Genomic DNA, 11,532 nt, shown 5'->3' with positions numbered 1-11,532 from the left:
TGGCATAAAAAAGCCCCGCCTGAGTGATCAGACGGGGCTTTTTAGTGGCGGATGGAATCAAACGAGAGGTTTAGGCTCGTGCTCTTCTTCCAGGGCTTTTGGGTGGTGCTCTGCCACTTCTTCAACGGAACTCGGGGTCTCGTCGACGAATGGGGCAGTGTGTTCGACCACTTCGGCGGCAGCCGGTGCGGCAGCGGCAGCAGCGGCGGCAGCTTCGGCTTCCTTGCGGCGACGGCGCACTTCACGTGGGTCGTTCGGCGCACGGCCGTTTTCGGTCAGGGTAATGGCCGGTGCGGCTTCAACCACCGGGGCGGCGGGTTCGGCAACGACGGGTGCTTCAACCACTGGCGCAGGCTCGGCAACCGCTACCGGAGCGGCTTCAACCACTTCGACAACCGGGGTTGGCGCTGCTTCTACCACAGGGGCAGGGGCGGGCGCTTCAACCGGTGCGGCAGGTTCGGCTGTCCACTGGAAGGCGGTCTGTTCTTCGCGAACTTCACGCACGGCCGGGGCGGCTTCTTCGACAACCGGTGCTTCGACAACGGCTTCAACCACTGGCTGTGGCTCAACCACCGGGGCAGGCTCCGCAGCAACTACTTCGGTTTCTGGTTGGGCTTCGCGAACCGGCGCAACTTCCACTTCCGCAACCACTGGGGCTTCGATCGGGGTGGTTGCTTCTACGACCGGTGCTTCAACCACTGGGGTCTCGGCGACTGGTGCCTCTACCGCAACGGTTTCTTCGACGGCGGCAGTGGCGCGTTCAGCCTGCTCGTGAGCCTGGGCTTCAGCAGGTGCGCTGATGACCGAGCTGGCAACGGCAGCGGTAACGGCCAGGCCGGCAGCCAGTTCGGCGCCAGTCGGTTCGCTGTTGGCGGCTTCTGCGTTCTCGCCGGCTTCTTCCGAACCTTCGATCACGTTGCCGTTGGCATCACGTTGACGCTCACGACGGTTGCTGCGACGACGCTGACCGCGGGAGCGGCGGCGTGGACGATCGCCTTCGGCGTTGTCCTGGCCGTCTTCCAGCAGTTGCTCTTCGCCGGTCAGCACTTCGTCGTCGTCTTCTTCGCTGGCGCTAGCCGCCTGCTCGGTGCGTGGTTGACGTTCTTCACGCGGTGCGCGTGGTTGGCGCTCTTCACGTGGCGCACGCTCTTCACGCGGCGGGCGAGCCGGGCGTTCTTCTGGGGTGGCGGCAGCAGCAGTAGCAGTCGCGGCGGCAACGGCAGGCGCGGCGTCCAGCGGCTCGCGCAGTTCACGCACACGTTCTTCGCGCTCGCCACGTGGCTTGCGATCTTCACGTGGGGCGCGGGGTGGGCGCGGTGCGCGCTCTTCACGCGGTGCACGTTCTTCACGGGCTACCACGGCCGGGGTCTCTTCGCGGGCTTCGCGAGGCGCACGCTCTTCACGGGGTGCGCGCTCTTCACGCGGGGCACGTTCTTCGCGCGGCTTGCGCTCTTCGTCACGGCGACCGTTGCGGTTACGGCTCTGCTGACGACCGTTGCGACGCTCTTCGTTACGCGCTGGGCGCTCGGTGGCAGGTTTTTCAACCACAACCGGTGCCGCAGGTTCTTCCTTGCTGGCGAACAGGCTGACCAGCGACTTCACCAAGCCTTTGAACAGGCTTGGCTCAGGCAGCGCGGCCGGGGCGGCAACTGGGGCCGCGACTTCAACCGGAACTGGTGCGTTGGCACGCGCCGGAGCAGTCTTCACAGCAGCTTCCTGGCGAACCAGGGTGCGGGTCGCGGCGGCTGGCTGGACTTCTTCCACTTCGGCAGCGGCAGCGGCGATTTCGTAGCTGGACTGGCCGCTGTGTGCTTCCGGGCTGTCATCACGCAGGCGCTGCACTTCGAAGTGCGGCGTTTCGAGATGATCGTTCGGCAGGATGACGATACGGGCACGGGTACGCAGTTCGATCTTGGTGATCGAGTTGCGTTTTTCGTTGAGCAGGAACGCGGCAACCGGGATCGGCACTTGCGCGCGGACTTCGGCGGTGCGGTCTTTCAGGGCTTCTTCTTCGATCAGGCGCAGGATCGCCAGGGACAGCGATTCAACGTCACGAATGATGCCGGTGCCGTTGCAGCGCGGGCAAACAATGCCGCTGCTCTCGCCCAGGGACGGACGCAGGCGCTGACGGGACATTTCCAACAGGCCGAAGCGCGAGATGCGGCCGACTTGCACGCGGGCACGGTCGGCTTCCAGGCATTCGCGGACTTTTTCTTCCACTGCGCGCTGGTTCTTGGCGGGGGTCATGTCGATGAAGTCGATCACGATCAGGCCGCCGATATCACGCAGGCGCAACTGGCGGGCGATTTCTTCAGCCGCTTCCAGGTTGGTCTGCAGGGCGGTTTCTTCGATGTCGCTACCTTTCGTGGCGCGCGCCGAGTTGATGTCGATGGACACCAGGGCTTCGGTCGGGTCGATCACGATGGAGCCGCCGGAAGGCAGTTCGACCACGCGCTGGAAGGCGGTCTCGATCTGGCTTTCGATCTGGAAACGGTTGAACAGCGGAACGCTGTCTTCGTACAGCTTGATCTTGCTGGCGTACTGCGGCATCACCTGGCGGATGAAGGTCAGGGCTTCGTCCTGGGCTTCGACGCTGTCGATCAGCACTTCGCCGATGTCCTGGCGCAGATAATCGCGGATGGCGCGGATGATCACGTTGCTTTCCTGGTAGATCAGGAACGGCGCGGAACGATCCAGGGACGCTTCTTTGATAGCGGTCCACAGTTGCAGCAGGTAGTCGAGGTCCCACTGCATTTCTTCGCTGCTGCGGCCCAGGCCGGCAGTGCGCACGATCAGGCCCATGTCGGCTGGAGCGACCAGGCCGTTCAGCGCTTCACGCAGTTCGTTGCGCTCTTCACCTTCGATGCGACGGGAAATGCCGCCGGCACGTGGGTTGTTCGGCATCAGCACCAGGTAACGACCGGCCAGGCTGATGAAGGTGGTCAGGGCGGCGCCCTTGTTGCCACGTTCTTCTTTTTCTACCTGAACGATGACTTCCTGGCCTTCGCTCAGGACGTCCTTGATGTTCACGCGGCCTTCGGGGGCTTTCTTGAAGTATTCGCGGGAGATTTCTTTGAGGGGCAGGAAGCCATGGCGCTCGGAGCCGAAATCGACAAAGGCAGCCTCAAGGCTTGGTTCGATGCGAGTAATACGGCCTTTATAGATGTTGGCCTTCTTCTGCTCGCGTGCACCGGATTCGATGTCCAGGTCGTAGAGGCGTTGGCCATCTACCAGCGCAACACGCAACTCTTCGGGTTGAGTTGCGTTAATCAGCATTCTTTTCATGTTGTACCGTCGGTTTCCGGGCTGCCGGAAACGGCGTTCGGCACACACGACTTCTCACGGTCGGTGTCAGGTGCGTCAAGAGTGGTTGGCCACTCCAGTGTCCAGCAATAACCGGCCAATTGGGCTGGTATCGCGACGGACGCGTCCTGCTTGTTAGCGGTGGTGACAAAAGCACCACTTCAACAAAAGCTAAGGTCAGGAGGAGGAATCAACCGGCGACTGTGGACGAGATGAAGCGTCTATATATAAGCCTAGTGCTACACGGTCCGACGGTTGTGCATCTCCACCCTACACGTATCCCTGATAATTCGGGTGCTGCCGCGCGCAGAATCCGCAGCGGGTTGGCATTTACCGTGTGCTCCAATGGGGAGTACACGCTCATGGCTAAACAAGACCAAGTGTGGGCGACTGCGCTCTCACTCAGCTCTTAACAGGCTTTGTTTCCGAAGCATTCGCCATGGTGTGTCCCAAGACTGACTGCACTTTGTGAACTGGCCGTAAATATCGGCGCAAAATGCGAGTATTTACTCTGCTTTCTGCACTCGCTTCAGGCCTCATGTCACCTGCGCTTGTTACAATCTCGAGCTTTCCACGGTGACGAAAGCCCCGTAGGACGGCCTCGCGTCCTGATGAATTGCGATGGTCAGGGCCGGCAGTTTGCCGCAAGTCCTCTGTCCAGGCCGCTTTTGGCGGCGTTCGCGACTATAGCAGTAATGATTAAGTGCTTCAATTCCATAAAAAATTGTTATCATCGCCGACATGACGACTACCGCCCCCCAGACCCCCAGCGTCCAGCTGCTCGAGGTCTCGCCGGAATATGCCGGCCAACGCATCGACAATTTTCTCCTGGCCAGGCTCAAAGGCGTGCCCAAGACCTTGATCTACCGCATTTTGCGTAAAGGCGAAGTGCGCGTGAACAAAGGCCGCATCAAGCCCGAGTACAAGCTGCAGGCGGGCGATATCATCCGCGTGCCGCCGGTGCGCGTGCCGGAGCGTGATGAGCCTGTGCCACTGGCCCAGGGCCTGCTGCAGCGCCTTGAGGCGTCGATTGTCTTTGAAGACAGCAAGCTGATCGTGATCAACAAGCCCTGTGGCATTGCGGTTCACGGTGGCAGCGGCCTGAGTTTCGGTGTGATCGAAGCCTTTCGTCAGTTGCGTCCGGATGCCAAGGAACTGGAACTGGTTCACCGCCTTGATCGCGACACCTCCGGCCTGCTCATGATCGCCAAGAAACGCAGCATGTTGCGCCATCTGCACGCCGCCCTGCGCGGTGATGGCGTGGACAAGCGCTACATGGCGCTGGTGCGCGGCAACTGGGCCAGCTCGATCAAGAGCGTCCGCGCGCCGTTGCAGAAGAGCAACCTGCGCTCCGGCGAGCGCATGGTCGAAGTGGACGAGGAGGGCAAAGAGGCCCTGACCCTGTTCAAGGTGCTGCGCCGCTTCGGCGACTTCGCCACCTTGGTCGAGGCCAAGCCAGTCACCGGGCGCACTCACCAGATTCGCGTCCACACCCTGCATGCGGGCCACTGCATTGCCGGCGACACCAAGTACGGCGACGAGGCGTTCTCCAAGGAGATTCGCGACCTGGGCGGCAAGCGCCTGTTCCTGCACGCCTACATGCTCACCGTGCCGCTGCCCGATGGTGGCGAATTGAAGTTGCAGGCGCCGGTCGATGACATGTGGGCCAAGACCGTGGAGCGCTTGAGTGTCGCACCTTGACTACAAGCTGCTGATTTTCGATTGGGACGGCACGCTGTGTGATTCCATTGGCCGGATTGTCGAGTCGATGCACGTGGCGTCGACCCGTTCGGGCTATGAGCTGTGCAGCGACCTGGCAGTCAAGGGCATTATCGGTCTGGGGTTGCCCGAGGCGATTCGCACCTTGTACCCGGAAATCGCTGACGATGAATTGGTCGCGTTCCGCGAGCATTACGCCGATCACTACATCGCGCTGGAGGCCGAGCCTTCGCCGCTGTTTGACGGTGTGGTGCAGTCCCTGGAAGCATTCCGTGCCGAGGGTTATCACCTGGCGGTCGCCACCGGCAAGGCCCGTCGCGGCCTGGATCGGGTGCTCAGGGCTCACGGCTGGGAAGGCTATTTCGACATCACCCGCGCAGCGGATGAAACCGCCAGCAAGCCCCATCCGCTGATGCTTGAGCAGATACTCGCCCATTGTGGCGTGTCGCCACGCCAGGCGCTGATGGTGGGCGACGCTTCCTTCGACCTGATGATGGCTCGCAACGCTGGCATCGACAGCGTGGCGGTCAGCTATGGCGCCCAGGCTGCCGAGGCGTTGCAGCAATACGAGCCCAGGCTGACGATCGATCATTTTTCTGAATTGCAGGCCTGGCTCAGCCGGGCTCACTAAGTCTTTGCTGGGGTAGATGGCATGAGTGATGAGTGGAAAGCGCCCGAAAAGGCCGACAGCGGTGATGACAAGAGCTGGAAGCTGCTGGAGAAGACCCTCCTGGCCAGCGTGCAGGAGCAGCGTCGTTCGCGGCGTTGGGGGATTTTCTTCAAGCTGCTGACCTTTGTTTACCTGCTCGGCATGCTGGCGCTGTTCAGTCCGCTGATGGACATGGAAAAAAGCGCGACCCGTGGCCCCAACTACACCGCCCTGATCGAAGTGCGCGGGGTGATTGCCGACAAGGAGTCCGCCAGTGCCGACAATATCGTCAGCAGTCTGCGCACCGCGTTTGAAGACCCCAAGGTCAAGGGCGTGATCCTGCGCATCAACAGCCCAGGCGGCAGTCCGGTGCAGTCGGGCTACGTGTATGACGAGATTCGCCGCCTGCGCGCGCTGCACCCTCAGACGAAGCTGTACGCGGTGATTTCCGACCTGGGCGCCTCGGGCGCGTATTACATCGCCAGTGCTGCTGACCAAATCTACGCCGACAAGGCCAGCCTGGTCGGTTCCATTGGTGTGACGGCGGCCGGTTACGGCTTTGTCGGCACCATGGAGAAGCTGGGCGTGGAGCGTCGCACCTACACCTCGGGCGAGCATAAGTCGTTTCTCGACCCGTTCCAGCCGCAAAAGGCCGATGAAACCCAGTTCTGGCAGAGTGTGCTCGACACCACCCATCGCCAGTTCATCGCCAGCGTCAAGCAGGGGCGTGGGGATCGTCTGAAGGATAAAGATCATCCAGAACTGTTCTCTGGGCTGGTTTGGTCTGGGGAGCAGGCCTTGCCGCTGGGCTTGATCGATGGCCTGGGCAGTGCCAGCTCGGTGGCGCGGGACGTGATTGGTGAGAAGGAACTGGTGGACTTCACCGTTGAGGAATCGCCGTTTGACCGTTTCTCCAAGAAGCTCGGCGCCAGCGTGGCTGAGAAGTTGGCCCTGTACATGGGCTTCCAGGGCCCGGCCCTGCGCTGAAATCTCAAGGTCTGTGTAGATAAATGTGGGAGGGGGCTTGCCCCCGATTGCGGTGGGTCAGCTACAGATAAGCTGGCTGATCCACTGCTATCGGGAGCAAGCCCCCTCCCACATTGGTTTTGTGGCGGTTTTAAGGGATCTGTATGCCTTCGGCCAGCAGCATGTCCACCAGGCGGATCAGCGGCAAGCCGACAAGGCTGGTCGCGTCCGAGCCTTCGGTGCTTTGAAACAGGCTCACACCCAGCCCTTCGGCCTTGAAGCTGCCCGCGCAGTCATACGGCTGCTCGATCCGCAGGTAGCGTTCAACCTGCTCCGTGTCCAGTATGCGCATGTGGACGGTAAACGGCACGCAGTCCACCTGACAGTGCCCGGTCTCGCTGTTCAGCAGCGCCAGCCCGGTGAGGAAGCTGACACGCTTGCCGCTGGCGGCCAGCAGTTGCTCGCGAGCGTTCTCGAAGGTGTGGGGCTTGCCGATGATCCGGCCTTCCAGTGCGGCCACCTGGTCAGAGCCGATGATCAGATGGCCTGAATGACTGGCGGCGAGGGCGCGGGCTTTCTCTTCGGCTAGGCGCTTGACCAGTTCGACGGCTGACTCATTTGCACGGCGGCTTTCATCGATATCCGGCGAGCTGCAGATGAACGGCAGGTGCAGGCGGTCCAGCAATTCCCGGCGATAAATCGAGCTGGATGCGAGTAATAAAGGCAGCATGGGCGTCTCCTCGGGGCGGCTGGGGATTCTAGCGGGGCGACCGGCTGACGCCCAGGGCTGAATTTCCTTTGACATGGCTGGGTGCATCCCTATAATGCTGCGCCTATGTTGAATGACCCGATTCCACCTCACGTTGACCCGCGCAAATTGGCTGATCGTGGCACTTCCCTTCAAGGTGAATTGCTGCTGGCCGATTTGAAGAGACTCTGCGACCCGCTTTCCGACACTGTCGGTACGGTGCAGGCTAAATTCGTTTTTGAACGAGATGAACGTAAATCTGTGGTTATTCACAGCTTTATCGACACCGAGGTCAAAATGGTTTGCCAGCGTTGTCTTGAGCTGGTCACCCTGCCGATCCACAGCGAGTGCAGTTATGCTGTGGTAAAGGAGGGTGCGAATACCCAGTCGTTGCCGAAAGGTTATGACGTGCTGGAACTGGGCGAAGATCCTTTGGATCTGCATGCACTGATCGAGGAGGAGCTTTTGCTCGCCTTGCCCATTGTGCCTGCTCATCATCCGGAAGAATGCCAGCAGCCGGCGGGCCTCGATGACGAGTCCGAACCGAGCGAGGACGAGGTAACGCGGTCCAACCCGTTCAGTGTATTGGCGCAGTTAAAGCGTGACCCAAACGTTTAGGAGTTAATCAATTATGGCTGTTCAGCAGAACAAAAAATCCCGCTCTGCCCGTGACATGCGTCGTTCGCACGACGCCCTGACGGCGAGCACTCTGTCTGTAGAAAAAACCACCGGTGAAATTCACCTGCGTCACCACGTATCGCCAGAAGGCGTATACCGTGGCCGTAAAGTGATCGACAAGGGCGCTGACGAGTAATCACTTGTCTGCTCAAGTCATCGCGATTGACGCAATGGGCGGGGACTTCGGTCCCCGCAGCATTGTTCAGGCCTGCATTGCCAGCCTGTCTGCCACGCCCTCGCTGCACCTGACCCTCGTCGGTCAACCTTCCCTTCTTGAAGAACTGATTGCCAGCCATCCGGCGGTGGATTGCGCGCGCCTGACGATTACGCCAGCCAGCGAAGCCATCGGCATGGATGAAAAGCCGGCGGTCGCCTTGCGTGGCAAGCCTGATTCTTCAATGCGGATCGCCCTTGAGTTGTTGCGTGATGGCAAGGTGCAAGCCTGTGTCAGCGCCGGCAATACGGGCGCGCTGATGGCGTTGTCACGGCATGTGCTCAAGACCTTGCCGGGGATCGACCGACCGGCGATGGTCGCGGCGATACCGACGCAGGCAGGCTATTGCCAGTTGCTGGACCTGGGCGCGAATGTCGATTGCAGCGCCGAGCACCTGTTCCAGTTCGCTGTGATGGGCTCGGTGGCTGCCGAAGCGCTGGGTGTGGCCCGTCCGCGGGTGGCCTTGCTGAATATCGGCACCGAAGACATCAAGGGCAACCAACAGGTCAAGCTCGCCGCCGCTTTGCTGCAAGGTGCGCGGGGTTTGAACTACATCGGCTTTGTCGAAGGTGACGGTTTGTATCGCGGCGAGGCGGATGTGGTGGTGTGTGACGGATTTGTCGGCAATATCCTGCTTAAATCCAGCGAAGGCCTGGCCACCATGATTGCCTCGCGGATTGAGACTTTGTTCAAGCGCAACCTGGCCACACGCCTGGTCGGCGCCTTGGCGCTGCCGCTGATGCGCCGCCTGCAGGCGGACCTGGCCCCGGCGCGGCATAATGGCGCGAGCTTTCTCGGCTTGCAGGGGATCGTGGTGAAAAGCCATGGTTCAGCGGGGGTGGAAGGCTTTCAGAGCGCGATTGCACGGGCCTTGATCGAGATCCAGGAAAACTTGCCGCAGCGCTTGCACGGCCGCCTGGAGGACCTGTTGCCTTAGGCGAATCGGCCCGGAAATGCTTAAATGTGACCGGCCGGTTCAATTGACCATCCAATCTGTCAGTTTCGTGCGCTCCCATCGTAGGAGCGCCCATATCCGACGACCAGATCATTAGGGGCTTGTTACATGTCTACATCCCTCGCATTCGTCTTTCCAGGGCAGGGTTCGCAGTCCCTCGGCATGTTGGCCGAGCTGGGCGCGCACTATCCGCTGATCCTGGAAACCTTCAAGGAAGCTTCCGATGCCCTGGGTTACGACCTGTGGGCGCTGACCCAGCAGGGGCCGGAAGAGCAACTCAATCAAACCGATAAAACCCAGCCGGCCATCCTCACCGCTTCGATCGCCCTGTGGCGCTTGTGGCTGGCGGAAGGTGGTGCGCGTCCGGCGTTCGTGGCCGGTCACAGCCTGGGCGAATACAGCGCCTTGGTCGCTGCGGGCAGCCTGACCCTCGCTGAAGCGGTCAAGCTGGTCGAACGTCGTGGCCAGTTGATGCAGGAAGCGGTTCCGGCCGGGCAGGGCGGTATGGCCGCCATTCTCGGCCTGGATGATGCTGTGGTGATCGAGGCCTGTGCCGAAGCGGCCCAGGGTGAAGTGGTCAGCGCGGTGAACTTCAACTCTCCGGGCCAGGTGGTGATTGCCGGTGCCAAGGCCGCCGTTGAGCGCGCCATGGAAGGCTGCAAGGCCCTTGGCGCCAAGCGTGCCTTGCCGTTGCCGGTGAGTGTGCCGTCGCATTGCGAACTGATGCGCCCGGCGGCCGAGCGTTTTGCCGAGTCCATCGCGGCCATCAACTGGCAGGCGCCGCAGATCCCGCTGGTGCAGAACGTCAGCGCGGCAGTTGCAGCGGATCTCGACACCCTCAAGCGCGACCTGCTGGAGCAGCTCTACAAGCCGGTGCGCTGGGTTGAATCGGTGCAGACCCTGGCCGCCAACGGCGCCACCGAGCTGGTCGAGTGCGGCCCGGGCAAAGTCCTGGCCGGCCTGAACAAGCGCTGCGCCGACGGCGTGTCGACCGCCAACCTCAATACCCCGGATGCCTTCGCTGCCGCTCGCGCGGCACTGGCCTGATCCCCAAACTTAGGAGAAGCCTGCATGAGTCTGCAAGGTAAAGTTGCACTGGTTACCGGCGCAAGCCGTGGCATTGGCCAGGCGATTGCCCTGGAGCTGGGCCGTCAGGGCGCCATCGTGATCGGCACTGCCACTTCCGCTGCGGGCGCCGAGCGTATCGCCGCGACCCTGAAGGAAAACGGCGTGCAAGGCACCGGCCTTGAGCTGAATGTGACCAGCGATGAGTCCGTGGCTGCCGTACTGGCCGAGATCAGCGCACAGTTCGGCGCGCCTGCGATTCTGGTGAATAACGCCGGTATCACCCGCGATAACCTGATGATGCGGATGAAAGACGACGAGTGGCATGACGTGGTCGACACCAACCTGAACAGTCTGTTTCGCCTGTCCAAGGGCGTTTTGCGCGGCATGACCAAGGCGCGTTGGGGCCGAATTATCAATATTGGCTCCGTAGTGGGTGCCATGGGCAACGCAGGCCAAGTAAACTACGCCGCGGCGAAGGCCGGTCTGGAAGGTTTCAGCCGCGCATTGGCGCGTGAAGTCGGCTCGCGGTCGATTACGGTCAACTCGGTGGCCCCAGGGTTCATCGACACCGATATGACCCGCGAACTGCCGGAAGCACAGCGTGAAGCCTTGCTGACGCAGATTCCGCTGGGCCGTCTTGGCCAGGCTCAAGAGATCGCGAATGTGGTCACTTTCCTGGCATCCGACGGTGCGGCATACGTGACTGGGGCTACAATCCCGGTTAACGGCGGGATGTACATGAGTTAAATTGTGACGGATCGCTTCAAAAAAATGTCATACGAGCTGTCTAAAATCCGTTATAAAGCTGCAACTTAATTTATAGGCGGGTGGCCGACCGGGTACTGGGTGAACCTTTCAGTTGAAAAGCTGAAATGGCTTTCTATACACTTACCCACTGGCCAGCTGCCTGAATTTGTCCATTAGGAGTGAAAACAAGGTATGAGCACCATCGAAGAGCGCGTCAAGAAAATCGTTGCCGAGCAACTGGGCGTTAAAGAAGAAGAAGTGGTCAACACTGCTTCCTTCGTTGAAGACCTGGGTGCCGACTCCCTTGACACCGTTGAGCTGGTGATGGCTCTGGAAGAGGAATTCGAGACCGAAATCCCGGACGAAGAAGCTGAAAAAATCACTACTGTTCAAGCTGCAATCGACTACGTTACTAACCACCAGGCGTAATAGTTTGTAGTCGTCGCTTGCTGTCAGGGAAAACCGCACTGCTGTAAAGGCGTGCG

Annotated in this window: 11 protein-coding genes; 9 read left to right on the top strand and 2 right to left on the bottom strand. The window is 60.8% G+C overall.

Annotation, left to right across the window (positions count from 1 at the left end; all coding sequences use genetic code 11):
* Positions 1 to 57 precede the first annotated feature (57 nt).
* On the bottom strand, positions 58 to 3,276 hold the full coding sequence (rne, locus tag ACP7CJ_RS25525) for a ribonuclease E (protein WP_426102615.1): 3,219 nt from the start codon (positions 3,274 to 3,276) through the stop codon (positions 58 to 60).
* A 768-nt stretch (positions 3,277 to 4,044) separates the two neighbouring features.
* Between rne and rluC the strand changes: the two genes are divergently transcribed.
* The 3 genes from rluC to ACP7CJ_RS25510 are packed head-to-tail and all read left to right on the top strand — an operon-like array spanning position 4,045 to position 6,658.
* On the top strand, positions 4,045 to 5,004 hold the full coding sequence (gene rluC, locus ACP7CJ_RS25520; RefSeq protein WP_276194410.1) for a 23S rRNA pseudouridine(955/2504/2580) synthase RluC: 960 nt from the start codon (positions 4,045 to 4,047) through the stop codon (positions 5,002 to 5,004).
* Positions 4,991 to 5,653: an HAD-IA family hydrolase gene (locus tag ACP7CJ_RS25515; protein ID WP_276194408.1), complete on the top strand. Its 663-nt coding sequence runs from the start codon at positions 4,991 to 4,993 to the stop codon at positions 5,651 to 5,653. Before rluC ends, ACP7CJ_RS25515 begins: the two co-directional genes overlap by 14 nt.
* 21 nt (positions 5,654 to 5,674) lie before the next feature.
* Positions 5,675 to 6,658 carry a S49 family peptidase gene (locus tag ACP7CJ_RS25510; protein WP_276194406.1) on the top strand — a complete coding sequence of 328 codons (984 nt, stop codon included), beginning with the start codon at positions 5,675 to 5,677 and terminating at the stop codon, positions 6,656 to 6,658.
* A 130-nt stretch (positions 6,659 to 6,788) separates the two neighbouring features.
* On the opposite strand, the gene ACP7CJ_RS25505 is transcribed toward ACP7CJ_RS25510, so the two are convergent.
* Positions 6,789 to 7,367: a Maf family protein gene (locus ACP7CJ_RS25505; protein ID WP_426102617.1), complete on the bottom strand. Its 579-nt coding sequence runs from the start codon at positions 7,365 to 7,367 to the stop codon at positions 6,789 to 6,791.
* A 105-nt stretch (positions 7,368 to 7,472) separates the two neighbouring features.
* Between ACP7CJ_RS25505 and ACP7CJ_RS25500 the strand changes: the two genes are divergently transcribed.
* The 6 genes from ACP7CJ_RS25500 (at position 7,473) to acpP (ending at position 11,476) form a co-directional block, all read left to right on the top strand.
* Positions 7,473 to 8,003: a YceD family protein gene (locus tag ACP7CJ_RS25500; RefSeq protein ID WP_247405338.1), complete on the top strand. Its 531-nt coding sequence runs from the start codon at positions 7,473 to 7,475 to the stop codon at positions 8,001 to 8,003.
* A gap of 13 nt (positions 8,004 to 8,016) precedes the next feature.
* A complete protein-coding gene (rpmF, locus tag ACP7CJ_RS25495; protein WP_008152339.1) occupies positions 8,017 to 8,199 on the top strand; it encodes a 50S ribosomal protein L32 in 183 nt (60 codons plus the stop codon).
* 4 nt (positions 8,200 to 8,203) lie between these two features.
* A complete protein-coding gene (gene plsX, locus ACP7CJ_RS25490) occupies positions 8,204 to 9,214 on the top strand; it encodes a phosphate acyltransferase PlsX (protein WP_276194403.1) in 1,011 nt (336 codons plus the stop codon).
* 126 nt (positions 9,215 to 9,340) lie between these two features.
* A complete protein-coding gene (fabD, locus tag ACP7CJ_RS25485; RefSeq protein ID WP_276194402.1) occupies positions 9,341 to 10,279 on the top strand; it encodes an ACP S-malonyltransferase in 939 nt (312 codons plus the stop codon).
* A 24-nt stretch (positions 10,280 to 10,303) separates the two neighbouring features.
* Positions 10,304 to 11,047, top strand: a complete 744-nt coding sequence (gene fabG / locus ACP7CJ_RS25480) for a 3-oxoacyl-ACP reductase FabG (protein WP_276194401.1) — start codon at positions 10,304 to 10,306, stop codon at positions 11,045 to 11,047.
* A 192-nt stretch (positions 11,048 to 11,239) separates the two neighbouring features.
* On the top strand, positions 11,240 to 11,476 hold the full coding sequence (acpP, locus tag ACP7CJ_RS25475; protein WP_003442511.1) for an acyl carrier protein: 237 nt from the start codon (positions 11,240 to 11,242) through the stop codon (positions 11,474 to 11,476).
* Positions 11,477 to 11,532 lie beyond the last annotated feature (56 nt).

Source organism: Pseudomonas sp. PSPC3-2, from assembly GCF_049897085.1.
GTDB classification, from domain to species: Bacteria; Pseudomonadota; Gammaproteobacteria; order Pseudomonadales; family Pseudomonadaceae; genus Aquipseudomonas; species Aquipseudomonas paraveronii.
The sequence above is the reverse complement of the archived record's forward strand: the minus strand, read 5'-3'. Positions and strand labels throughout refer to the sequence as shown.